Consider the following 24,178-nt stretch of genomic DNA (forward strand, 5'->3'; position numbering starts at 1 on the left):
ATTAACCTTTTAATTCCGCAGATACGATACCGAAGCCCGCAATCCACTCACTAATATCTTCATAGCAGTGAGTTGTCATTTCATACTCACCAACTTCGCTCAGTGCAGCAAATGCTGCCATCCAGCAACGCACTTCTTGACCACCACGACCACCTTCGACACGAATTTCTGCCTCAGTCATCGCTTTCATTGCAGCAAAATCTGCTTGTTTAAATTTCTCAAGCAATGCGATATCCCACTCAGGGCTCAGCGGTACTGCAACTGATGTATCTCCAGCAGCAAGTTTCTGACCAACTGCAATAATTTTCGCTTGACGCGCATTACGTGCTTCTTCAGTTGGATTACGGCCAGCAATTAAAAACTCTTCAACTTCTGGTGGCACTGAACCCATTTGAGGTGTTGGTGGATCATGAGACAAACCACCTGTACCCAATACAAGTACACGCTCATTTTCAAGATTAAGTGACTTTATATATTGTCCAACCGCACGACCTAAAGCAATAGTACGCTTTGTGGTTGGCATTGGAGCGGCAGCGCCATTAATAAATATTGGAATCGTTTTATAACGATCAAGTTTTCCATCACAAAGGAAGTGTAATGGTTGAGTCACACCATGGTCAGCCTGCATACGATATGAGTATGCAACATCAACACCCTCATCTAGAACTTGACGCACAAGCGCCAAAGCCTTGTCTTCAGGAACATCGATTTTATTGTCAATTTTACCGTAATCCCAGTCACCAGCAGCCGTAGCACGGATACCGACACAGAAACTTGGCATAAGGTCGTAGAAAAAACCGTTAAAATGGTCTGGACCAAAAGTAATGATCAGTGTTGGATCGTAAGCTTTTACTTCAGCAGATAATTGTTCAAAAGCAGCACGTACTTTTTGCTCTTTTGACTGATCTTGAGGTGAAGCAAATTCCATTAAAGGACTGTGCGAAGCACAAATAAGTTTAACGGCCATGAGAGACTCCTTAAAAGGAAGGCAGCCTTAGAACAGGCTGCCGATAAGTCCATTTTTTAGACTAGATTTTATTCGTCAAAGAAACCAGCACGTGGTTGACGTAGACCACGAATACCCAAACCACATTCTGCATTGATCAGAACACCAGTTAAAGGTCGGTTATTTTGACGAGATGCCAAGAGCACATAAGAACCTGTCATTTCTTCAGGCTCAGGTAAGAAGTTCAACGGCATACCACGCGCGATTTTCTCAGGATCACGCGCATCTAAAAGACCTAGATTTTCTTGGCCTAATGATGCAGCACCTTTAATGTTTACATTCATACCTGACGGCGCAACAGCATTCACACGAACTTTGGGTGCAAGCTCGTACGCCAATTCCTTCATGATGCCTACGCCAGCATGCTTAGATGCTGTGTAAACTGGACCACCACCCGCAGAATATAATGCTGAGTTAGATAGTGTGAAGATTATCGAACCTTCAGATTTTACTAACTCATCAAGTGCAGCTTTAGCACCTAGAATTAATGCTTTCGTATTAATTCCCATGATTTCGTCAAACGCTTTATCAAGTTGCTCACCTGAAGTATTGACGATATCTGCGTAGTGATCCCAGATTCCTGCATTACCAATAAAGCAATCAAGCTTACCAAAACGCTCAACAGTTGCTTTTACAGCACGGACATTGTCTTCATAGTTGGCAACATCACCAGCGATTGCAACAATTTGATCACCAAAGCGTTCTTTTAAAGCATCGACTTTAGATTGTGAACGTTGTAACACACCAACGTGTGCACCTTCTTCAAGGAAGCGTTCAACTAAAGCCCAACCTAAACCAGAACCACCACCTGTGATCAGTGCAACTTCGCCTTTAAGCCAACCCATGATTACTCTCCTGCCATCTCAACGTATAACGCACCATCTTCAACAATCACTGGGAAAGTTTGAATTGGATCTGTCGCTGGTAAACATAATGCTTGACCGGTTTTTAAACAGAAGCGAGCTGAATGCAATGGGCATTCGACAGTGCCATCGTCTTCAAGATAACCTTCTGACATTGAAGCATTACCATGAGAACAACGGTCATTCATTGCGAAGAACTCACCACCATTGTTAAACACTGCAAGCGCATCGATACCGTTAACGCCGCAATCTACTTTCAACGCTTCGCCTTCGTCTAATTTGTCAACTTGGCAAACAAAAATCTTATTCATTAGAAGAATACACTCAGGTTGTGAGAGTTATAGGTAACTTGATCAAGCGTGATCTTACGGTTGAAAATTTGGAAGCCTAAGCCACCTTCAACTTTACGGATCTTGTCATGACGTTTACCACAGTAAATCGTGACATCTTTCTCTTTTTGTGTACGGTACAAAAGATATGTAACGTATACATCGTATTCGCCTTCAACTTCAGTAGCTTCTACGATCACGTTACTCACCATATGAGTTGTACGTGATGGAGGCTCTTCAGCCCACGCCATACCTGTTTCAAGACGAGCAACACGACGCTCTAAAAGATCTTTCGTATCATTGAACACCCAAGTTGTAGGTGGTTCAATTGAACGACGACGGTCACGCGTTTGAGCATTTGGTGTTGTACGTAGCGTGTAAGAAATATCTTCAGCTAACGTATCTAACCAGTCGCGAAATTTCCAATCGTCAAGCAATTTCGCTTCACGATAGAGGAATTGGCTAATTTGATGGTGAAGTTCTAAACTCACTTGACTCATTTCATAAGCTCCTTCTCATATTCGTCAGCTGCTTTCTCAACATCTTCCCATTTTTCATGGATTAGCAAGTCTGCCCAACGACGGTACATGCCGCGTGCCGCAGTTTCTGAGAAAATGTAGTTGGTGATCCCAGGGATACCATCTTCACGAATTTTCTCGTTGCCAAGACCCATTTCCATAATGAGTTTGTTTTGACGCGCTTTGTAACCACGTAAGACTTTTTGAATTTCGATCCAGTTTTCAGAGTCATCTTGCTCTAAGAAACCAGCTGGACCAAATGCACGTGTCGCAGAACGTTCAAACGCTTCTTTCACTTCTTGTGACGCTTCAGCATCCGCAATACAGAACGCCCATACTTCAGTTTTGTTTGGACCACGTGGGTGCCATACGCGAAGTGTTGCTGTACCGTTTAACCAAGACAATGTTGGGAACATCGTGTTGTGACCAGCAAGACGTAACGCACGAATTTCACCAAGACGCTCTTTAACTTCTTCGTAAGTTTCGCGGAAATAGTTTGCTACTTCACCATCAACCCATACGTTTGCATCTGGTTTCTCTGTAAAGAAGAAGCCTGAACCGTGACCACGTGAACCATATTGGATCGCGTCTTTCGCAGTTTCCCATACCGGACGTGCAGTTTGCGCAGCACCTAATTTCTTAGTAGATTCATCATCAGGTTTAGCACCTAATACTTGAATCGCAGATGCGTGAGAGAACAATGCATGATATTGGTCAGATGCAAACTGTTCAGCCGCAAATTTCCAGTTACATTCGATTTCCCACTTATGAACACCACCGATGATCTCAGTACCACCTGGACGACGATCTAATACGCCATCTAAGTACCAAGCGATATCACCCATGTATTCTTCAAGGTCTGGAGTTGTTTCATCCCAACAACCGAAGATTAAGCCTTTATAAGACTTCACACGGTTTACTTCGATCAAACTCCACTTCTCTTTACATGCGCCTTGAGGGAATGCACGATCTTCAAGAGGAATATCTTTAAGAGAGCCGTCTACGCCATAAGACCAACCGTGGTATGGACATGTAAATGCACGAGTGTTACCGCAGTCAGCAAAGCTCACGCGCATTGAACGGTGACGACATTGGTTTAACAATGCTTTGATTGAACCGTCTTTTTGACGTACCACGATGATCGGATCTTCACCCATATAGGTATTGAAGAAATCACCAGCCTTTGGAATTTGGCTTTCATGGCAAAGGAATAACCATGTACGACCGAACACACGTTCAAGTTCTAGTTCATAGATATCTGGATCTGTATAAATAGATGGCGTGATACGTCCATTTTGTGCATCGACTAAAGCATCGATTTCGCGCACATCAATTTTCCCACTCATGAAAAGCTCTCCTGTGACTAAATTAGACACAAACTAATAGACTCAACTTTGCAGAGATAATGAGTTTTGAACGAGTTTTGGGGAAATATTTTTTTTGTTTGAATCAAGATGTTTTATCGATAAATTAATCAATCGCTGAATACGTGAATTTTACCATATTTTAATAATAACGTTGATACTTCAATATGCTCAGCCCCACTTCACCGAATATCCATTTGTGAACTATACTCGCACTTGATCATATTTAGACATTATATGAATCAATCTTTGGATGATTTTTTATGGAACTACGACACCTACGATATTTCATTGCTGTGGCAGAAGAACTCAACTTCACCAAAGCAGCCTTGCGCCTTTATACTGCTCAGCCATCATTGAGCCAGCAGATTAAAGATCTTGAAGATGAAATTGGCGTCCCTTTGCTTTATCGTACAAAACGTAAGGTAGAACTCACTGAGGAGGGTCAAGTCTTCCTTGAACAAGCTCGCCTCACGATAGCCCAAGCAGACAAAGCAGTCGCAATGACTCGTCAGATTGCCAAATCTAAACAGCAATTGTTACGTATTGGCTTTGTTCCTGTCGTTGAAATGAAAATTTTTCCTTACGTTCTCCCTAATCTTCGTGTTCAAAACCGGGATTTAAAGATTGAATTGTTAAGCTTAAACAATTCCGATCAGTCAAAAATGTTAAAAAAAGGCGAAATTGATATCGCTTTTACTCGTCAAAATCTATTTAGTGATGAAATCGAAAGTCAATTTGTTTTACGAGAACCTTTGATTTTCTTACTCCCCAAAGATCATCCACTCGCTAAATACGATCGCATTCCAGTAAAAGAGCTCGATGGAATCGATTTCATTATTCCTTCTGAACAGCAATCTCAAACCCTAAATAAGATCATTCTAGATTTTGCAAAATACCATCAAATCAATTTAAATATTGTTCAAACTGCAGACAATATCCTCTTTAACATTAATTCTATTGGCATGAACCTGGGCTGTACTTTTCTACCTGGATATATCGCACCACTGACGATGAACAACACCGTGATTCGCCCGCTAGACGTGGAATTACCTTCAATCGATTTATTTGCAAGCTATAGAAAAAGTACTAACTCAGAAGGCGTCAAAAAATTTATGGACTTACTGAGCTCTGTTTTTTACCTTGATATTAATCGTAATTAATTAATTTTTTTTCAAATTAATGATCACCGTTAAACATAGCGGTGATTTTTATTTTTTATTTCAACCAACAGTCTTAGACTTTAGTCTAATAAAGTTTTACGAATATCATCATAAATTCTATGAATTCATGCTTTAGATTAGACTATTTTTTAAACAACCCATTAACTAACTAGACTTGATCTACCACTTAAGTCTAATGCATTAAAACAGATCAATGCTCAATATTGATTATCAATATGCAGATTTAAATGTATTAAACACATGTTCTGTATTTTAAGTTTTAAAAAAGAGGATGATTAAATCATCCTCTTTTTTAGTTTTTTAGGATCTTAAATTATTTAACACCATGAACTGCTAGATAATTTTTGATCACCGTATTAAATTCTTCTGCTTTTTCAACTTGCGACCAGTGACCGCACTGACTGAAAATATGTGCATCAGCATTAGGAACGATATTTAAAATGTCCCAAGTACGAGACACAGGAATCACCACATCTTGAGTACCATGAATCAATAATACAGGAACTGTAATATCTTTCATTTTTTCAAAGTCTAATGGGAACTCGAAACGATCACGGTCACGCGCACCCACAACATCCATTAAACGATCAGATGCGTAGTCATTCGCCGCAGAATCAAAACGTACTTTTACCAGCTCATCTGTAATTAAGTCTTTATTTACAACAAACATTGAAAGTGTCTTACGAATACCTTCTTCTGTTAAAACTGGGTTTGCATGCGCTTTTAGGGCTGCAGTTTGTTTTGCACCACCTGTACCCATTGAAACAATACCGAGTACACGCTCTGGATAATCAAGTGCCAATTGGAATGCTAACCAACCACCTAGCGAATTACCTACTAACCATGTTTTTTCAATACCAAGTGCATCAAGAGTACGAATTGCATGATCAACCCATGCACGGATACCGTATTGAGTTCCTGGTGCAACGACAGTTTGACCATAACCAATGGTATCAATTGCGATACAACGCGCTTGCTCACCAATTGCAGGTAAATTCAACCACCAGTTAGCAGCTGCTGATACACCAGTACCAGAACCATGAAGGAATAAAATAGGCGTGCCTTCACCAATTTCATGATAATGGGTTAACTCACCTTCAGCAGTTTCGATCCATTTATCTTCTAAACCAAAGAATGAATCCGTTTTATATTCTGGAATTTGAACAGTGCTCATCATAGTCCTCTAACTGTCTATAACTGATCATATATTTGTGAAACAATCATCAGTTGATGTTTATAAATGATAGTTTTACAGGCTTATATTAACTGCTCTGTACCTTTCAACTGATACAAATTTACGATTGCATCCTTCTTTTTACCAATTAAATAAATTACTGTTTTTCCTTATTTTTTTAAAATCAATATTCACCCTCTGAATATGACTTGATAAGATCTCGATATGATCCTTGCTCATCATATCGAGATCAATTTCATTTTTTAGAATTTATAACTATAACTTAACGCCACACGATGCTCTTCTAAATCACTCAAGGTGCCTGGAACATTGATGTTGTTATAATTAGTATCAATAAACATATAGTTGAAACCAAGACCTTTATACTTACCTTCTGGCACAACATAGTTCACGATGATGTTATTTTCATTCTCGCGACCTCGACCTGGTGTTGCCGTATCAATATTCCAACCTTGGAAATGACGTACAGTTGCAGATAATCCTGGTACACCCATTTCTTTAAAATTATAGGTATAACCTACGCTCCAAGATTTCTCATCCTTACGGATAAAACTCGCGACCGACCAGTTATCTAAATAAGGTTGTGGCACCCAACCACCCAATGTTGGGAATAGTGTCGCTTTATCTCCATGCTCGCCAAACATCTCTTGATAACCCAATTGAACAGTATGCATACCATGGTTGACTTTCGCCCCCATAGAAATTGCTTGGCTATCAATTTCACCAAAAAGTTTATCGCCAGTTTCACTGTTATCGAAGTAACGAATATGTGCATCTAAATTCGTTTTTTCATCAAGTTTAGTTTTATAGCTTGCAGCAACATAATGTTGCTTGAAGATATCAGTTAAATCAGCGAACCAATAACTACCACCAATCTTTGATGAAAACTGGTGATCAACACCAACAATATACATTCCGTCATCAGTTGTGAGACCTTGAGCTTCTGCCTTCGCAATATCATTGTTTGGAAATAAGGTCAAATCTTGATACTGATTATCGTAACGCGCATTAATACCATCAATATATGCCAAGGTTAATTTAGTATCCTGAATATCTTTCGACTCTAACCATGCACCACTATAAGTAGTTAATAATTGGCGTGATGGATCGAAGAAAATAACTGGTGACATCGGCAATAAATCACCTACTTTAAGTTCAGTTTCAGAAACTTTAACTTTTAAAGTCGCACCGAATTTAGCATTATCGCGTTCTGTACGACCTTGACTGTTATCATATGGCATATGAATGTCATTTACAGAATCACGCGATTTCAATCCAATTGCATATTGAGCCAAGAGATCTGCACCAACTTGAATGCCTGCACCAATATCGTGATAACCCGATTTAGCATCTAAAGTGATTGCTTGCGTCCAGTTACCATAATCTAGATTTGGTGCTGTATCGTAATTACGTTCTAAATAGAAATTTTTAAATTTAAGCTGAACATTTGAATCAGTCACAAAATTCGCGTGAGCAGCAGTTGTCCCTAGAGTTGTTGCAGCAATCATTGCTAGCCATAATTTTTGATGACGCATGGCTTCATCCTATACTCAAATCAGCGTTGATGAGCATATTGCTAAATTGTGCACTCTGAAGAAATCAGACTAGAGTCTAAAAAAAAATTTAGACTTTTCCGATGAAAAACAATACTTTAAAAACTCTCATTGTTATAAACAATTAATAATAGCTCAGTAACTAAGCAAATTAACTTTTACGATGGATAATTTATTATATTTTAATATCTTACAAATTAACCCAGAAACATTTTGCCATTTTATTTAATCGTTTTTAAGTTTAACAATTACGATACGCTCTACACCAAATCACCCAATATAAGCACCCAAACATCTCACGCAATTGTTTTTTTATATGTATCTTTTCTAAATTCATAAAAAAAGCACTCCTAAGAGTGCTTTTTCAAATCACTTTTAAATTATGCGTTAAGTTCTTTTGCTTTAGCCATAGTCAAAGCTAGATCTTCAATCATGTCTTCCTGACCACCAACAGTACCACGGCGACCAAGCTCCATTAAGATTTCACGCGCAGATACGCCATATTTCGCTTCAGCACGTTTAGCGAACAATAGGAATGAAGAGTAAACACCCGCATAACCTAAAGTAGCTGCATCACGGTCTGCACGAATTGGGTTGTGCATCATTGGAATCACAAGATCTTCAGCAACATCTTGTACTTTGAACAAGTCAACGCCTGTGTCCATACCCATACGATTTGCAACAGCGATGAACAATTCAAGTGGTGTGTTACCTGCACCCGCACCGAGACCTGCAGATGCCAAGTCAACACGTACCGCGCCTGCTTCAACAGCAGCAACAGTATTTGATACACCCATACCTAAGTTGTGGTGACCGTGGAAACCCAACTCAATGCTTGGGTCCAAGTGTTGACGTAAGTGTCCAACGCGATCAATTACATCTTGAGGAAGCATGTAGCCTGCTGAGTCAGTCACATAAATACAGTTTGCACCGTAAGACACCATCTTCTTCGCTTCTTCTAAAAGACGCTCTGGAGATGCCATGTGAGCCAACATTAAGAAGCCCACTGTGTCCATTTCTAATTTACGCGCAGCGGTGATGTGCTGTTCAGAACAGTCAGCTTCAGTACAGTGAGTTGCAACACGAATCGTTGATACACCGATTTCATGTGCCATTTTCAAGTGGTCAACCGTACCGATACCAGGAAGAAGAAGTGCAGAAACTTTTGCATTCTTCATACGCGGTACAACAGCAGACAAGTATTCTTCGTCAGTCGCAGCAGCAAAACCGTAGTTTACTGATGAACCACCAAGGCCGTCACCGTGAGTGACTTCAATTAATGGTACGCCTGCATCATCAAGTGCTGTTGAAATTGCAATCATTTGCTCAACAGTCGTTTGATGGCGCTGCGGATGCATACCATCACGTAAAGTCATATCATGAACAATAATCTTAGACATGCGGTTGCTCCTTAAGCTTCTTCTTTGTTGAATACGTGTTCAGCAAACATTTCTGCTGTACGAGCAGCTGCAGCTGTCATAATGTCGAGGTTACCTGCATATTTCGGCAAGAAATCACCCAAACCTTCTACTTCCAAGAAGATAGAAACACGGTTACCATCAAAAATTGGACCATTTACAAGTTTGTAACCTGGTACATATTTTTGCACTTCTTTAATCATCGCGTGAACTGATTCAGTGATCGCAGCTTGATCTGGCTCACCTTCAACAAGACAGTGTACTGTGTCACGCATCATAAGTGGTGGCTCAGCAGGGTTAATGATGATGATCGCTTTACCTTTTTTCGCACCACCAACTTTCTCAATAGCACCCGCAGTTGTACGTGTGAATTCGTCGATGTTTTTACGTGTACCAGGACCTACAGATTTTGTAGACACAGTCGCGATGATCTCACCATATTCAACAGGTTGAACACGTGAAACTGCTGCAACCATAGGAATTGTCGCCTGACCACCACACGTTACCATATTCACGTTAGGCACTTCACCTTCTGCAAGTAAAGCTTCTAAGTTCACAGGTGGAACACAGAAAGGACCAATTGCAGCAGGTGTTAAGTCAATCATCAGTACACCAAGTTCATTTAACTTGCGGCTGTTTTCAGCATGTACATATGCAGACGTTGCATCAAAAGCAATTTTAATATCATCTTCAATGACGTGAGGAAGAAGACCATCAACCCCTTCTGCAGTGGTTTTTAAACCCATTTTCGCAGCACGAGCAAGACCTTCAGAAGTAGGATCGATACCCACCATCCAAACTGGCTCTAACCATTCGCTACGTTGAAGTTTGTAAAGCAAATCAGTACCAATGTTACCTGGTCCGATCATTGCACATTTAATCTTTTTCATTAACGTACTCTCTCAAAATTCCGACTTATTCAGCAGCGAAAGCAGCAGTCACTGAACCAAAGCCTTCAATCTCAACTTTGAATTCATCACCTGGGTTTGCTACAACCATAGGGCCTAATGCACCTGTTAAAATAATGTCACCAGCTAACAATGGACGACCACGACGTACCATTTCATCAGCAAGCCAGACAGCTGCATTTAAAGGGTTTGCTAAGCAAGCCTTACCAACACCTTGAGACACGACTTCTTCACCACGTGTCATGATCATTTTACAATTCACTAGATCAAGGTTATCGAGTTTTACAGGACGTGACCCCAATACAAATGCAGCTGAAGATGCATTATCTGCGACAGTGTCAATCAAACTGATCTTCCAGTTTTCAATTCGACTATCCACCACCTCTACAGCAGGAAGTGCATAATCAGTCGCGCTGATAATGTCAGCATAAGTGTGTTTTTCTTTCGTTAAATCTTGATTGATCACCAAAGCGATTTCCGCTTCTACTTTAGGTTGGATCAATAGACCTGCAGGAATCGCCTCTCCATCACCATAAGCCATGTCTGCAAACAGCATACCGAAGTCAGGTTGATCTACACCGAGTTGTGCTTGAACCACTTTTGATGTCAAACCGATTTTACGTCCAACTAAACGACGACCTTCTGATAAGGCACGCGCTGTATTCACTTCTTGTACAGCGTAAGCGATATCTACATCAGCAGCTTCACCACCCAACGTTGGGCGAATTGGTGCGATTGCACTTTGTGATAATTCAGCAGTTCGTAACGCTTGTGCTACTGATTCAACTACAGCAGAATTAGACATCAAGACTTCCTTCAACTTCATTCGATGATCTATTTGACCTTAGGAAAATTGCTTGAAAACAACCTTCTGAGGGACAAATTCTTTTAGAGAGATACCTGCATCTCTGATGAGAGCTAGAATGGAAAAATCTTGACCTATATGCCAATACTTATTTTCTTTATGACAATAGTTTCAGACTATAAATAATTTATCAAATGAAGACTCTATCTTATTGTTTTACATGTTTTTTAAAATTTTATTATTTAAATATACAGAATGTTTAATCTATTTCTAATACTACTTATTAGACCATTGATAATAGAATTATCTATGGATTACAAATTATTAACTACTAATCCAAAGACAAGTTATATTCTTTTATTGTTCAACTACAATTCAATTAAAATTCATTTTAAAAACTTTGTTAAGGCGACTTAAGTCGTAAAATCGGTGTTGAATATTACAATTGCTACTATCTCATCACCAAATAATCACATTTTCTCTCCATCAAAAAAGATTAGAATATTCTGTAGAATATTCATCAGGTGAAGATACAGAGATAACAATGAAATTATTAAAACTGCCACTATTGATCTTAGCTACTGGCATTAGCTTTTCGGTACTTGCTGACACAGAACCTAAAACTAATATTATTAATCTTCAAGCAGATGCCTCTAAACAAGTCTCTAATGATGAAATGCACGCCATTTTATTTATTGAAAAAAGTAATAAGCAGCCTGCACAACTTTCAACACAAATGACCCAATTGATGAATCAGGCCATCAGCATCAGTAAAAAATACCCCCAAGTAAAGGTCGAAACGGGTTCTCAGACCACTTACCCTGTCTATGACAACAACAATTCAACAAAACTGAAGGAATGGCGCGGCCGCGCTGAAGTGAATATTGAAAGCAAAGATTTTAAAGCAGCGAGCCAGTTAATTAGCGAGTTACAACAAGATTTTCAAACACAATCGATTAATTTCACTGTTTCCACTGAAAAACGAAAGCAGGTTGAAAATGAGTTATTGACAGAAGCCACGCAAAATTTCCAACAGCGCGCTCAGGTTCTCACTAAAGCTTGGAATCGTTCTAGCTATAACTTGGTTAACTTGAATATGAACACCAATAATTATTCACCAAGACCATTAGCCATGGCACGTGCCGCAATGGTTGTAGAGAGTGCACCCGCTGCAGACTCACAAAATATGGCTGCTGGAGAATCAACAATCACAGTCAATGCAAATGGATCAATTCAATTAAAATAATTCGCTATTAAAGTTCAAAAAGCCACTCAATAAGTGGCTTTTTTTGTTTCTTACTTTTTAAATGGGAAGGCATATTTCACAATACGTCCCAAAACCTGACCATATTGTTTAAATAAACTCGCATTATTGTAATTCAAGCCGTATTTTTCACACACCGCTTTCACTTTAGGCCCCATTTGACGGTAACGTCGAGCAGGAATATCTGGATAAAGATGATGCTCAATCTGATGACTCAAATGCCCCGTCAAAATATGGAATCCTTCAGAACCTGTCAGGTTAGAAGACCCACGAATTTGACGCATATACCAATGGCCACGGCTTTCATTTTCTAAAACTGACTTCGGAAAAACTTCCACATCTTTGGTGAAGTGACCGCAGAAAATGATACTGAATGTCCAAATATTACGAATACCATTAGCGACTAAATTACCTGTGAAAACGGGTAATGCTGCAGGACCTGCAATGAGTGGGAAGAAAACATAATCTTTAAATAACTGTTTCCCCATTTTCTTTTTCATCGGGTTCAAACGTTGTTGAAATTCTTCTTTGGTCATGCGCCCTTTTAAGCGCTTACCAATTTCTAAGTTCTGAATCGCTACACCCCACTGGAATAACAAACAGAATGGAATACTGTAAAGTGGTTGTAATAAATATCCTTTTTTCCAGCGTTGCTCTGGGAACAAACGAAGAATTCCATAACCAATATCATCATCCATACCTTTAATATTGGTATAGGTATGGTGTTTGTAGTTGTGGGTTTGGCGCCAATCATCAGATGTGCCGACGATATCCCATTCGTAAGTTGTCCCTTTAAATTTAGGGTCGTTCATCCAATCATATTGACCATGCATCACATTATGGCCCAACTCCATGTTTTCCATGATTTTGGCAAAACCAAGCAAGCCTGTGCCTAAAAGCCATGCTGGAGGAAACCAGCCAGCAAATAAGCATGCACGTCCAAGGATTGAACTGTAGCGAATCGCTGCATACACTCGCTTAATATACTTTTCGTCTTTTTCACCTAAATCATCAAGAACTTCCTGCTTAATTGCATCAAGTTCACGTGCGAGTTCATCAAGTTGTGCATCAGTGAGTTCACGATTTTTTGGGTTTTTGAAATATTGTGCTTGAACTGGCATATTCATGATTATTCTCGCTTATAGGTCGATAGTGAGATCAGACTGAGCTGAATTGATACAGATTTTGAGCAGATTTCCAGGCTCAGTATTTTCTGCACCATTGACGAGGTTTTTAGTTGCACCTTGCGCTTTATGGCATGCACATTTATTACATACCCCCATGCGGCAACCGTGCTGTGGGCGAATATTTTGTTGCTCTAAACTTGCAAGTATTGATTGTCCCTTTGGAATCGTGACGACCTTATTTGATTTCGTAAGTGTGACCTGAACAAAACCAGTTTCATCACTAATGAATGGTTCAACACTGAATGCTTCACCTTTAAATTTATGAACACGAGTATCAGTTAGTTGTTCAGCAACTTGCACAAATCCTGCTGGACCGCATGCATAAACCGTATATTGATCTAAGGATTCGATAGCAATTAAATGAGAATCTTCTAAACGGGAATCAGCCACTTCATCTTGAGTGGTAAAAAATTCAACATTAAAATTTGAGTGTTGATTCGCCAAAGCAATCAACTCTGTTTGAAATGCTAAATCTTCTGTTTTTTTTGCCCAGTACATCAATTTAACTGGCTGAACTAATTTTTTTTGTTGCTGCAATAATGCCTTGATCAAGCTGTACATTGGAGTAATACCACTCCCTGCGGCCAGCATTAATAGAGGTGTATTTACACTTCCAAGTGTCATATCTCCATAGGGTGCACCAAACTCAACAATATCGCCTACCTCAGCAATATCGTTAATCCAAGAACTGACTACACCCTGATCGACTTTCTTAGCAGTCAACAATACATGTTGAGTGTCGATTTTGGTCAAACTATAGGTACGTTCAAAACAACGACCTCGTGTCGTGACAATAACTGGATGATGTTGCCCTGCTTCACCAAACTGAAATTTTCGATTAACCGCAATTTTTAAGCTGACCGTATCATTTGCAACTTGTGTACGTTCAACAATTTTGCCTAATGATTGATTCACCGACCAAATTGGATCGATCTTTTGCAACCAAAAATTGGCAGCATTCGGATCAAATACAGCATTTACTGCGGATCTAATCAAATTTTTAGGTTGCTTAACTGCTTGCATTATGGGCTCATCACAGTGGGTTTAGAATTATTATACACATGTATATATATTTGTATAGACACTTGTATATCATCTATTGATTTCCATATCCTGACACTGAGCGATATAATGCAACTCTAACTGTAAACTTCTGATATTTATGAGCAGCTCTACGATTACTCTTTCTCCTCTACATGCCAGTGAATCCGCATCCATTTTGGAGCATCCAACTGCACGTACAGTCGGAAGAAAAGCCACAATCACGAAAGAAGAATTATTCCAAGCTGCTCTCAACCTTATCGGACCTCAAAAAAGCATCGCATCTTTAAGCTTGCGCGAAGTTGCCCGTGAAGCAGGAATTGCGCCAAACAGTTTTTATAGACATTTTAAAGATATCGACGAACTTGCCATTGAATTGATTGATCGCTCAGGTATTGTTTTACGTCAAATCTTGCATCAAGCTCGCTTAAAAGCAGTTCGCAATTCAAGTATTGTGCGTAGTTCAGTTGAAGTATTTATTGAACAGTTAGATGCTGACGAAGGTAATCTGAGCCTGTTGTTACGTGAAGGTTATACTGGTTCTGCCTCTTATAAAGAGGCGGTTGAAAAACAGCTCAATTACTTTCAGCAAGAACTCATGGATGATCTTGTTCGTCTCGAGCAAAATAACTCTCATAAAATCAAGCATCCAGAATTGGCTGCAAAAGCGATTACTCAATTGGTATTCACTATGGGTGCTAAATTAATCAACATGCCACACGATGAAAGAAAAGTTGTAGCTGAACAAACGATGACGATGATCCGAATGATTTTAGAAGGCGCACGTCATCTGAAAGAATAAATACTGAGTGTAAAAAAAGCCCTTCAGTTGAAGGGCTTTTTTATTACTTTTCCCAAATAACTTCTTTATTTTGAGCAACCCAAGTTGGAATAAGGGCTTCGTACTTCGCCTCAATTTTATTACGCTTAATCTTCATAGTCGGCGTCAACATATCGTTATCCATCGTCCACAAATCCATAATGACCACAAAGAATGCAATTTTTTCATGTGGCTCAAGCTTTTCATTAATTTCATTCTTCAACTCAATTAATTTTGCTTCGATATCATCACGTTTATTATCTTGTTGCAATTTATTGCGAATTTCTTCTGCCAACATCACAAAGCCGATCGGCTGTTTATGGCTTGCACCACCAACACAGACAGATTCAATCATTTGGTTATTACCAATCTTTTGTTCAATTGGTACAGGCATCACATACTTACCTTTCTGAGTTTTAAAGATGTCCTTTACACGTCCAGTAATTTTTAGACGGCCAGTCGCATCAATTTCACCCATGTCTCCTGTTCTTAAATAACCATCCTCAGTCAAATCTTCAGCTGTTTTTTCTGGGTTCTTGTAATAACCCAACATTGTTCCTGGGCTTCTGACTAAAATCTCACCATTCTCATCAATCTTGCAGTCTACTCGTGCTTGAACATGTCCGACATATCCACTCATATATTCACCCATACGTGTGATATGCGAGTATCCACAGTTTTCTGTCATTCCATAAACTTCAAGCAACTCTAAGCCCAAATTACGATACCATTTAATAATATCTATGGGTAAAGGTGCAGAACCCGTTAAAGCATAACGAACATGATTCAAACCCAATTTTGCCAAGAGTTTTTGCTTAATCTTATTGCCCAAGAATGGGATTTTAAACAACACGTTTTGTACATTAAGTGGAATTTTTTCATTAATCCCCAAATAAAATTTAGTCCATAAACGTGGCACAGAAAAGAAGATCGTTGGTTTTGCACGATTAAGATCTTCAATAAATGTATCTAATGAATTAGCAAAATAAACGGTAAAACCACAAATCATCACGGATGATTGAATAAATACACGCTCTGCAACATGAGCTAGCGGCAAGTAAGATAAAGCACGATCTTTTTCTGAAACACCAAACGTAGATTTCAGCTCACTCGCAGGTGAGAGCAAGGTCTTATAACTTTGCATAACGCCCTTAGGTAGACCTGTACTGCCCGAGGTATAAATAATGGTCGCAAGCTCATCCTCGTTTGGAAAATAAGGCTCACTGGTTGGTGCTGTTTTCGCAGTGATTTCATCCCATGTTGGCGCATTATAGTCAGGTGCCAATGGCAATTTAATACAATGCATATCTTGAGGGATGATTTGTTTCACATCGTTCCAACTGTCTCCAATACCATCCAATTTACCGATAAACAAAGCCTTAGTTTCACTATGATCTAGAACATATTTGGTTCCTTCACCATTGAGAGTCGTATATAAAGGAACCGACACATGACCTGCCATCCAAATTGCAAGATCTGCCATAATCCAATGCGCACTATTTTTACCAAAAATTGCAATCTGAGAACGACCAGGCAAATTCAAAGATTGTAAATAAGCAGCCATTTTTTTGACTTGACTGGCCACTTCTCCCCAAGTGTATTTAATCACCTGACCATTTGGTAAAGGCTGAACCAAGAAATCTTGGTTTGGCGATTTCTTTTCCCAATACATTAAATAGTGAATATGAGTCGGTAAAAACTCAAATTGGTTGTTGTTCTGATTTACTTCCATGTGTAATGACTCCCAATAACGCATCATTGTTGTTATGTAATGACTCATAACCGAAAGCTGATTTAATCGTTTTAAACTCGTCCTGAGTTCCTGATTGCCGAGTAAAAACTAAAGCTTTACGATTTAAATTTTCGAATTATTTTCTATTTTCTATCATGAATTCTGATCAAAATCCAACCATTATTTTGCTCAGTTTAATTGCGCTATATTTTTGATAAAATTGTAATTTAAGACCAATGTGTTGATGATTATCGCCAATGTACTTGGACAATGATTATCCTATAACTAAATCAAACTCATGGATAGAGATTGATCATTATGGCTCAGATTGCCACTATTTTACGTGCAAAAACTCAACTCATGGCTGTCAAAGCCCTCACCCTTGCAATCCCAGTATCACATCCTCTCGTATTTGCGGGTGAAGATTCATCAATGCAATTGTGTGGCAATATCGCTCAGCTCGGCATGAAAAAAGTGATGATTGTGACTGATGCAGTATTAGTCAAATTAGGTGTCATACAACCCATTCAAGATCAATTAAAGCACAATGGGATTGAAGTTGTTATTTTCTCTGATGTAAAACCTGATCCAACTTGTGAAATTGTCGAAAAATCTCTAGCACTGTTTAAAAATACCGGATGCGATAGCGTATTGGGTATAGGGGGTGGTTCGACGATTGATACAGCAAAAGTATTAGCGCTCGCAGCCGCAAACCATAAATCACCTAAACAACTTTTTGGAATTTTAAAAAGCCGTAAACCTGCATATCCATTGTTCGTGATTCCGACCACCGCCGGCACAGGTTCTGAAGTTACCATTGCCGCAGTTATTTCAGACAGTGAAACTCATATCAAAGGCTTAGTTATTGATCCCAAAGTCGTTCCATTAGCAACTGCTTTAGATCCCGTCATCATGAAAGGCATGCCACCTGCTATCACTGCTGACACTGGTATTGATGCCCTTACTCATGCAATTGAATCATGGGTAAGCGGATTCGCCAACAAACAATCAGATTATTACGCCAGTGCAGCCATGAAATTGATCATGGAAAATTTAAAAACTGCATTTGAAGATGGTCAGAATATTGCAGCACGTGAAGCAATGGCGCTCGGTTCTCATTATGCTGGCTTGGCAATGAATAGTGCTGGAATTGGCTATGTACATGCTTTGGCGCATCAATTAGGGACTCAATATCAAATCCCACACGGACGCGCTAATGCTATTATCTTGCCTCATGTTCTAGAATTTAATCGTAAAGCATCAGAAAAACGCTTAGCACTAGCAGCGAAGAAAATTGGTTTAAGCTCGTCACACACTTCGGATGAACAAGCCGCAAATATTTTCATTCAAAGCGTAAAGCAATTACTCAAAGATTTGAAAATCAATACTGAGATTCCGAATTTAAAAAAGCAAGATTTCCCAGAGATGATTAAATCTGCTTTTACTGAAGCCCATGGAATTTATGCCGTACCAAAATACATGAATTATTCAGATGCTGAGCAAATTTTAAATCGACTTTAATGCCAATAAGGCACGAATAAAAGCTCAGTATACAATCGTGTCTACTGAGCTTTTTTAATTTGCGACAAGGAATGCCGCCATGTTAAAAAATTTAGATTCACTAAACCCTTTTATTCATGTCACGATTGAGAATAGAATCCTGACCATCAAAATTGATCACCCCGAGCAAAAAAATGCTTTAACTGGGGAAATGTACAATGACATTGCAAAAATATTGGATGCGGCAGATCAATCTCAACAAGTGAATGTTGTGATTTTACAGGGTAACGAACATGATTTTACCGCAGGAAATGATCTGAAAGATTTTATGTCTGCCGCTCAAAAATATGTTGGTTTAGCCGCTGATGCTACACCACCATTTATCTTCCTAAAAGCGATCGCAAGATTTTCTAAACCTATTATTGCTGCGGTACGTGGCTGCACTATAGGCGTTGGCGTCACTATGCTATTTCACTGTGACATGGTATACGCGCACCCCGATACAGAATTTCAAATTCCATTTGTAAGTTTGGGATTATCTGTAGAAGGTGGCACCAGCCTTCTTTTCACTGAGTTGGCTGGTTATCATATGGCTGCCGAATTATTGCTCACAGGTCGAAAATTTTCAGCGGAAGAGGCGCTAAAATGTCGAATCATCAATCAGATTTGCGAGCAACCTGAACAATTAGCTTTACAGCGGGCTCAACAGATGAGTCAACTGCCAATGACCACGCTAAAAATTATTAAAAAACAAATTCGCCCCGAGCAAGATCAAATTCAGAATTGTATTGTTCAGGAAGCTGAGGTTGTTGCAGAACGTTTAACATCGCCTGAAATGATTGAAGCCGTGATGGCTTTCTTACAAAAAAGAAAACCTGACTTCAATCAATTTCTGCAGTCCTAAAAAAGCACCCTAGGGTGCTTTTTTTTATTTTATGGCTTTACCACCACCAAGACTCGAATCGCTTCAGGCGTTACAGCTAAACCTTCTAAAAGGCTTAAGCCTTCTTTTTGAAGCTTCTGCAAACGTGCAATTTCATCTTCGCGAATACTTGGGTTAAATTGTTTCAAATAACTTAAACGATCAATTTCATATTGCCATTTATTGCTATAAATTTCTTTCGCTTGCTGTTTTAATTCAGGCAAAGCACCTTTTGCAATGTCTAAAGCTTGTGCATAACGTTGTTCAACGACATCACGACGTGCTTTCACCACTTGGCGACAACTATTACCGTCAAGATGATGTAAGTATGGTTTCAAAATATCTGGTGCAATTTTAGCTGATAAATCTTGGCCCTTTTCACTTAATAACACACGAATCAATTGTGTTGGTAAACTCGCTGGCAAGTTCAATGCTTTCGGTGCAATCACATCCACTTTGAACCACACCTCAACTAAAACTGAACCTTGTGGTAAAGCTGCAGACTTCAATAACGCCACATTGGTACTACCAAACGATTGCGTATTGATCATTTCCATGACACTTTCAGTGAAAGGATGCTCAAGCGTTATGTATTGCGCATCTTCACGGATCTGAGCCTGATCACGATAGAACGTCACGGTCATGCCTTCCTCATCCAAAGTCAGACCTTGGACTTGCATTTGATCAGTAGGCTTGATAATCACCGTGCCATTACTTTGCTCATCAAAATCAATATTGGTTGATGCCATGAAGCGTTTCATAAACATTGGCAAAGTCGTATTATCATCATACTCTTCAAGTGCTTGCACAATTTCTTGCGCAACCATTGGACGACAAGAATTGTATTCCAATAAACGATCACGTCCTGCTTGTAGCTCTTGCTCTAAGGCTTCACGTTGCACACTTACAGCTTCAAGAAGATCTTCAAACGCTTGACCTTTATCAGCCAACAAGCAATCTTTAAGATCAACAATAAAGTTCTCTTGTAAGGTTTGCGCAGTTGGAGAAATATTGCTGAAAATATTTAATGCTTCATTGTACCAACGGAACATGCGCTCTTGTGCAGTGCCCACTAAATATGGCACATGAATCTGAATACGGTTTTCTTGACCAATACGATCAAGTCGACCGATACGCTGTTCAAGCACATCAGGGTTCGCTGGCAAATCAAATAGGATTAAATCTGAAGCAAACTGGAAGTTACGACCTTCTGAACCAATTTCTGAACACAATAAAATCTGAGCACCATACGAATCTTCCGCAAAATAAGCAGCTGCTTGGTCACGCTCTAATAGACTCATGCCTTCATGGAACATTGCTGTACGGATCCCTGCATGGATACGTAATGCATTTTCTAAAGCTTCAACTACAGGCCCACTACGCGCAATGAGTAAGACTTTTTTATGCTTTAACTGAGTACGGAGCATTTCCATAATCCACGTTACACGCGGATCAGTTTCCATCCAAGCCCCGTCCAATTGCGCTTCTTCTGGCCACATTTGTTCACGAAGTTTACCATCCATCGACCATCCTTCTGGCGCAGGTAATGGTGCAGGCTGACAATCACGACCAGGGAAGCCTTGAATCGCTTCACGTGTATTACGGAATAGTACACGTCCCGTACCGTGACGATCTAACAATTCATGAATTGCACGGAAACGCTGTTCTGGCTCATCTTCAATCTTGTGACCCAGTAACTGCTCAATTGCTTGGAAATGATCAGCTTCAAGAGGTTGATCCGACATCAGCACTTCTGCAATTTGAGCTGTTTGCTGATATTTTTCCTCTTCATCTAAGAAACGATCAAGCGAACTAAAACGTTGCGGATCGAGTAAACGTAAACGGGCAAAATGAGACTCGACCCCTAACTGTTCAGGCGTTGCAGTCAGTAAAAGTACGCCTGCAGTTTTTTCAGCAAATTCTTCAACAAGGTCATAGCGGTCATTACCACCTTCTTCTTCTGACCACATCAAATGATGTGCTTCATCCACCACAAGCAAATCAAAACCTGCTTCGAGCGCTTGCTCACGTAAATCTTCATGGTCGATCATGAGATCAACAGACGCAATGATGCACTGTTCAGTTAAGAACGGATTCAATTCTGGATCATGTTCTTTGATCGAAGCAGTACGCGTTAAATCAAATAGCGAGAAATTCAAATTGAAACGGCGACGCATTTCAACCATCCATTGATATTGCAGCGAATCAGGAACTAAAACGAGGATGCGTTCAGAACGTCCTGTTTTCAGTTGCTGGTGTATGATTAAACCTGCTTCAATGGTTTTACCTAGACCAACTTCATCCGCCAATAAGACACGTGGAGCAAAGCGCTTACCTACTTCATGCGCGATATAAAATTGGTGAGGAATCAATCCAACACGAGCACCCACCATGCCACGTAATGGACTATTTTGCATATTAGCTTGCATTTGTAATGCTTCAATACGCAGGTCATACCATTCTTTATAATCAATTTGGCTTGCCAGTAAACGATCAAGTGGTTTAGACAATTGAATCGTCGCACCAACACGAGTTTCATTTAATGATTTACGTTCATCAGTACCATCTTGTAACTGACGAATGACGTTGTAACGAATAACGCCACCACGCTCTTCTAATGATTCGACTTTCCAGACGATGCCCTCTTGGTCTTGAAGCTCATCATTCACATTGAACACAATTCGAGATAAAGGTGCGTTACTACGTGCATAGACACGGGTTTCGTCACTTTTAGGAAAGAGGATGCTAATTGATCGTTCATTTACATCAATCAAAACCCCTAAACCTAACTCTGTCTCTGTGTCTGATAACCAACGTTGACCAATAGCAAACTGCTGCAATTTTTCCACCTTATCTCAAGTTAGGACTGAAAACTTATGCTCAAACAGGAGATGATTTGAGCAAAATTTAACGTCTATAAGCAATATATTTTGACATAAAGCCCACCAAAAAGTGAGCAATATTTAGCAACGATATACTTAATTGATCATAACCAAAATTTCATCATGATGAGATCATAAAAATATTCGTATGCTGATTTTAAAATGTGTATTTAGAACGGCACTGGACAATGAAAGTTCAGTCGTTCACCGGTAACAGGATGATTGAAACTTAACTGCTCTGCATGCAAACAGAGTCGATCTTTCAAAGCTTGTTGCGCTGGTGTTGCATACAAAGTATCCCCTACGATGGGATGCCCTAAATGCTGCATGTGAACGCGAAGTTGATGTGCTCGACCTGTGATTGGCGTTAATATTACGCGTGTCACCCACTGATCTTGAATTTGAAATTGTTCAACTGCTTCCCAATGCGTTAACGCTGCTTTATTGTGATGCGCATCTACGATATGCAATGGCGGACGCGATGGGTCGTAAATCACGGGAATATCTACAGTTCCTTGACCTTTTACACATCCCACGACTAGTGCTTGATAAGTTTTATCCGTTTCACGTTCTTGAAATTGGCGCGAGATCGATTTTTGACCTGTTTTACTGAGTCCAAACACCAATAAGCCTGATGTATCACGATCTAAACGATGAATCAGAAGCGTACGTGGTTCTTCTTGAAGAAGACGATTGATAACGCAATCTTGAAGATCAGGCGTTTTGCCCGGAACAGAAAGTAATCCAGCTGGTTTGTGAATCACCATAAAATCTTGATCACGATGAATGAGATGTTCCTGAAGAAAATGACTCAAATTTCTATTCCTAGCAGATCGTGAAAACAAGGCGGCAATAATAGAAAGCTTAGCGATAAATTACAATCTTGAAATGGACAAACAGTGATGATTTTTCCGATATCTGATAGAAATTAAATCAATCTAACGATTCAAATGAATTAAGTTTTATTTTTGACATCTAGCAGTCTTTTCTCAGGATAGGAAGCAATTGAGAAAGTGTGCAATTTTGCACAAATGATTCAAAATCTATATGTGCGCCATTGGCTCTCCACAAGCCAATCAAACTCACCATTGCGACTGAATCTAAGCCATAGTTCCGTAAATCTTGAAATGGATCAATTTCTAAAATATCGAATTCGAGGTATTCAGCAATAGACAGTAATATGCCCTTTTCAGAAAGAATAAACGAAGTCGGCGCACTTAATTCCAGCATTCGAATCATGGCAGAGGTATTCATATGATGAATACCTTGTTCTACACAGTTCTCAATCCACTGTAAATGTTGGCTCTTCGTTTCTAGATGAACAGCATCGTTCACCACACAAATTTGAGGAGTAATCGAAATGATATGCTGTAAAAGTTGTTTTATAGGTGAATTGATCATGCCAGAGACAATGAGTTGTTTCTTTTCTGCGAGTAATTCACCCAACTGCGCTACTTTAGAAAATGATTGCTGCTCTTCAATTTCAATCACTTCAATATCTAAAGCCTGAGCTTTTTTAATTAAGCGATTTAAATGAATTAATAATTCTTGATGTTGGTCATTGCTATATTCAGCTAAACGTTGAAATCCAAAAACCACCAAGACGCATTGTTCAGCTTGAATGGACCACTTTGCCAAACTCGCGCTGAGTTCAATTTTTTTGGGTGGTGTATAAAAATATGACATT

21 protein-coding genes are annotated in these 24,178 nt (G+C 39.5%); 5 read left to right on the forward strand and 16 right to left on the reverse strand.

Annotated features, from left to right (window positions below; all coding sequences use genetic code 11):
- Window position 1: 1 nt before the first annotated feature.
- The 5 genes from BMW42_RS08540 to hcaE form a co-directional block, all read right to left on the reverse strand.
- Entirely contained in the window at window positions 2-967 is a 966-nt protein-coding gene (locus BMW42_RS08540; protein ID WP_092767095.1) for a 3-carboxyethylcatechol 2,3-dioxygenase, read from the reverse strand.
- Window positions 968-1,035: 68 nt separating this feature from the next.
- Window positions 1,036-1,851: a 3-phenylpropionate-dihydrodiol/cinnamic acid-dihydrodiol dehydrogenase gene (gene hcaB / locus BMW42_RS08545; RefSeq protein ID WP_035267124.1), complete on the reverse strand. Its 816-nt coding sequence runs from the start codon at window positions 1,849-1,851 to the stop codon at window positions 1,036-1,038.
- A 2-nt stretch (window positions 1,852-1,853) separates the two neighbouring features.
- A complete protein-coding gene (gene hcaC / locus BMW42_RS08550; RefSeq protein ID WP_092767096.1) occupies window positions 1,854-2,180 on the reverse strand; it encodes a 3-phenylpropionate/cinnamic acid dioxygenase ferredoxin subunit in 327 nt (108 codons plus the stop codon).
- Complete coding sequence (gene hcaF, locus BMW42_RS08555; protein WP_035267127.1) at window positions 2,180-2,698, reverse strand: 3-phenylpropionate/cinnamic acid dioxygenase subunit beta; 519 nt, start codon at window positions 2,696-2,698, stop codon at window positions 2,180-2,182. Before hcaF ends, hcaC begins: the two co-directional genes overlap by 1 nt.
- Complete coding sequence (hcaE, locus tag BMW42_RS08560; RefSeq protein WP_092767097.1) at window positions 2,695-4,062, reverse strand: 3-phenylpropionate/cinnamic acid dioxygenase subunit alpha; 1,368 nt, start codon at window positions 4,060-4,062, stop codon at window positions 2,695-2,697. Before hcaE ends, hcaF begins: the two co-directional genes overlap by 4 nt.
- A gap of 281 nt (window positions 4,063-4,343) precedes the next feature.
- Between hcaE and hcaR the strand changes: the two genes are divergently transcribed.
- A complete protein-coding gene (gene hcaR, locus BMW42_RS08565; protein WP_035267131.1) occupies window positions 4,344-5,243 on the forward strand; it encodes a DNA-binding transcriptional regulator HcaR in 900 nt (299 codons plus the stop codon).
- Between the two features lie 334 nt (window positions 5,244-5,577).
- On the opposite strand, the gene BMW42_RS08570 is transcribed toward hcaR, so the two are convergent.
- The 5 genes from BMW42_RS08570 to BMW42_RS08590 form a co-directional block, all read right to left on the reverse strand.
- Window positions 5,578-6,438, reverse strand: a complete 861-nt coding sequence (locus BMW42_RS08570) for an alpha/beta fold hydrolase (protein ID WP_035267132.1) — start codon at window positions 6,436-6,438, stop codon at window positions 5,578-5,580.
- A gap of 263 nt (window positions 6,439-6,701) precedes the next feature.
- On the reverse strand, window positions 6,702-7,994 hold the full coding sequence (locus tag BMW42_RS08575; protein ID WP_092767098.1) for an OprD family outer membrane porin: 1,293 nt from the start codon (window positions 7,992-7,994) through the stop codon (window positions 6,702-6,704).
- 398 nt (window positions 7,995-8,392) lie between these two features.
- Window positions 8,393-9,412: a 4-hydroxy-2-oxovalerate aldolase gene (gene dmpG, locus BMW42_RS08580; RefSeq protein WP_092767099.1), complete on the reverse strand. Its 1,020-nt coding sequence runs from the start codon at window positions 9,410-9,412 to the stop codon at window positions 8,393-8,395.
- 11 nt (window positions 9,413-9,423) lie between these two features.
- The gene (locus BMW42_RS08585) at window positions 9,424-10,320 is read right to left on the reverse strand and encodes an acetaldehyde dehydrogenase (acetylating) (RefSeq protein WP_035267137.1); all 897 of its coding nucleotides are present in this window, start codon (window positions 10,318-10,320) and stop codon (window positions 9,424-9,426) included.
- Window positions 10,321-10,345: 25 nt separating this feature from the next.
- Window positions 10,346-11,143 (reverse strand): fumarylacetoacetate hydrolase family protein, encoded by a 798-nt coding sequence (locus tag BMW42_RS08590; protein WP_035267140.1) that lies wholly within the window; start codon window positions 11,141-11,143, stop codon window positions 10,346-10,348.
- 544 nt (window positions 11,144-11,687) lie between these two features.
- Between BMW42_RS08590 and BMW42_RS08595 the strand changes: the two genes are divergently transcribed.
- Window positions 11,688-12,389 (forward strand): SIMPL domain-containing protein, encoded by a 702-nt coding sequence (locus BMW42_RS08595; RefSeq protein ID WP_092767100.1) that lies wholly within the window; start codon window positions 11,688-11,690, stop codon window positions 12,387-12,389.
- 50 nt (window positions 12,390-12,439) lie between these two features.
- On the opposite strand, the gene BMW42_RS08600 is transcribed toward BMW42_RS08595, so the two are convergent.
- Complete coding sequence (locus BMW42_RS08600; protein ID WP_035267144.1) at window positions 12,440-13,534, reverse strand: fatty acid desaturase family protein; 1,095 nt, start codon at window positions 13,532-13,534, stop codon at window positions 12,440-12,442.
- Between the two features lie 12 nt (window positions 13,535-13,546).
- Window positions 13,547-14,617 carry a flavin reductase family protein gene (locus BMW42_RS08605; protein WP_092767101.1) on the reverse strand — a complete coding sequence of 357 codons (1,071 nt, stop codon included), beginning with the start codon at window positions 14,615-14,617 and terminating at the stop codon, window positions 13,547-13,549.
- A 139-nt stretch (window positions 14,618-14,756) separates the two neighbouring features.
- Between BMW42_RS08605 and fabR the strand changes: the two genes are divergently transcribed.
- On the forward strand, window positions 14,757-15,437 hold the full coding sequence (fabR, locus tag BMW42_RS08610) for an HTH-type transcriptional repressor FabR (protein WP_092767102.1): 681 nt from the start codon (window positions 14,757-14,759) through the stop codon (window positions 15,435-15,437).
- Window positions 15,438-15,480: 43 nt separating this feature from the next.
- Here fabR and BMW42_RS08615 read toward each other — a convergent pair whose 3' ends face one another.
- Window positions 15,481-17,187, reverse strand: a complete 1,707-nt coding sequence (locus BMW42_RS08615) for an AMP-binding protein (RefSeq protein WP_092767199.1) — start codon at window positions 17,185-17,187, stop codon at window positions 15,481-15,483.
- Window positions 17,188-17,505: 318 nt separating this feature from the next.
- On the opposite strand from BMW42_RS08615, the gene BMW42_RS08620 reads away from it, so the two are divergent.
- Window positions 17,506-18,708 carry an iron-containing alcohol dehydrogenase gene (locus tag BMW42_RS08620; RefSeq protein WP_092767103.1) on the forward strand — a complete coding sequence of 401 codons (1,203 nt, stop codon included), beginning with the start codon at window positions 17,506-17,508 and terminating at the stop codon, window positions 18,706-18,708.
- A 79-nt stretch (window positions 18,709-18,787) separates the two neighbouring features.
- Complete coding sequence (locus tag BMW42_RS08625) at window positions 18,788-19,591, forward strand: enoyl-CoA hydratase-related protein (RefSeq protein ID WP_092767104.1); 804 nt, start codon at window positions 18,788-18,790, stop codon at window positions 19,589-19,591.
- Window positions 19,592-19,620: 29 nt separating this feature from the next.
- On the opposite strand, the gene rapA is transcribed toward BMW42_RS08625, so the two are convergent.
- The 3 genes from rapA to BMW42_RS08640 all read right to left on the reverse strand — a co-directional run bounded on the left by rapA (window position 19,621) and on the right by BMW42_RS08640 (window position 24,177).
- Window positions 19,621-22,458, reverse strand: coding sequence for an RNA polymerase-associated protein RapA (rapA, locus tag BMW42_RS08630; RefSeq protein WP_092767105.1), 2,838 nt, complete (start codon window positions 22,456-22,458; stop codon window positions 19,621-19,623).
- Between the two features lie 203 nt (window positions 22,459-22,661).
- Window positions 22,662-23,306, reverse strand: coding sequence for an RluA family pseudouridine synthase (locus BMW42_RS08635; RefSeq protein WP_171260699.1), 645 nt, complete (start codon window positions 23,304-23,306; stop codon window positions 22,662-22,664).
- Window positions 23,307-23,466: 160 nt separating this feature from the next.
- The gene (locus tag BMW42_RS08640) at window positions 23,467-24,177 is read right to left on the reverse strand and encodes a phosphopantetheine-binding protein (protein ID WP_092767203.1); all 711 of its coding nucleotides are present in this window, start codon (window positions 24,175-24,177) and stop codon (window positions 23,467-23,469) included.
- Between the last annotated feature and the right edge of the window lies 1 nt (window position 24,178).

The sequence above is a fragment of the Acinetobacter sp. DSM 11652 genome (assembly GCF_900109815.1).
Taxonomy (GTDB): Bacteria; Pseudomonadota; Gammaproteobacteria; order Pseudomonadales; family Moraxellaceae; genus Acinetobacter.

Excerpts from the sequence above, each read along its gene's own strand:
- BMW42_RS08540 (WP_092767095.1), bottom strand. The coding sequence starts at position 967 with ATGGCCGTTAAACTTATTTGTGCTTCGCACAGTCCTTTAATGGAATTT.
- hcaB (WP_035267124.1), bottom strand. The coding sequence starts at position 1,851 with ATGGGTTGGCTTAAAGGCGAAGTTGCACTGATCACAGGTGGTGGTTCT.
- hcaC (WP_092767096.1), bottom strand. The coding sequence starts at position 2,180 with ATGAATAAGATTTTTGTTTGCCAAGTTGACAAATTAGACGAAGGCGAA.
- hcaF (WP_035267127.1), bottom strand. The coding sequence starts at position 2,698 with ATGAGTCAAGTGAGTTTAGAACTTCACCATCAAATTAGCCAATTCCTC.
- hcaE (WP_092767097.1), bottom strand. The coding sequence starts at position 4,062 with ATGAGTGGGAAAATTGATGTGCGCGAAATCGATGCTTTAGTCGATGCA.
- hcaR (WP_035267131.1), top strand. The coding sequence starts at position 4,344 with ATGGAACTACGACACCTACGATATTTCATTGCTGTGGCAGAAGAACTC.
- BMW42_RS08570 (WP_035267132.1), bottom strand. The coding sequence starts at position 6,438 with ATGAGCACTGTTCAAATTCCAGAATATAAAACGGATTCATTCTTTGGT.
- BMW42_RS08575 (WP_092767098.1), bottom strand. The coding sequence starts at position 7,994 with ATGCGTCATCAAAAATTATGGCTAGCAATGATTGCTGCAACAACTCTA.
- dmpG (WP_092767099.1), bottom strand. The coding sequence starts at position 9,412 with ATGTCTAAGATTATTGTTCATGATATGACTTTACGTGATGGTATGCAT.
- BMW42_RS08585 (WP_035267137.1), bottom strand. The coding sequence starts at position 10,320 with ATGAAAAAGATTAAATGTGCAATGATCGGACCAGGTAACATTGGTACT.
- BMW42_RS08590 (WP_035267140.1), bottom strand. The coding sequence starts at position 11,143 with ATGTCTAATTCTGCTGTAGTTGAATCAGTAGCACAAGCGTTACGAACT.
- BMW42_RS08595 (WP_092767100.1), top strand. The coding sequence starts at position 11,688 with ATGAAATTATTAAAACTGCCACTATTGATCTTAGCTACTGGCATTAGC.
- BMW42_RS08600 (WP_035267144.1), bottom strand. The coding sequence starts at position 13,534 with ATGAATATGCCAGTTCAAGCACAATATTTCAAAAACCCAAAAAATCGT.
- BMW42_RS08605 (WP_092767101.1), bottom strand. The coding sequence starts at position 14,617 with ATGCAAGCAGTTAAGCAACCTAAAAATTTGATTAGATCCGCAGTAAAT.
- fabR (WP_092767102.1), top strand. The coding sequence starts at position 14,757 with ATGAGCAGCTCTACGATTACTCTTTCTCCTCTACATGCCAGTGAATCC.
- BMW42_RS08615 (WP_092767199.1), bottom strand. The coding sequence starts at position 17,187 with ATGGAAGTAAATCAGAACAACAACCAATTTGAGTTTTTACCGACTCAT.
- BMW42_RS08620 (WP_092767103.1), top strand. The coding sequence starts at position 17,506 with ATGGCTCAGATTGCCACTATTTTACGTGCAAAAACTCAACTCATGGCT.
- BMW42_RS08625 (WP_092767104.1), top strand. The coding sequence starts at position 18,788 with ATGTTAAAAAATTTAGATTCACTAAACCCTTTTATTCATGTCACGATT.
- BMW42_RS08640 (WP_092767203.1), bottom strand. The coding sequence starts at position 24,177 with ATGTCATATTTTTATACACCACCCAAAAAAATTGAACTCAGCGCGAGT.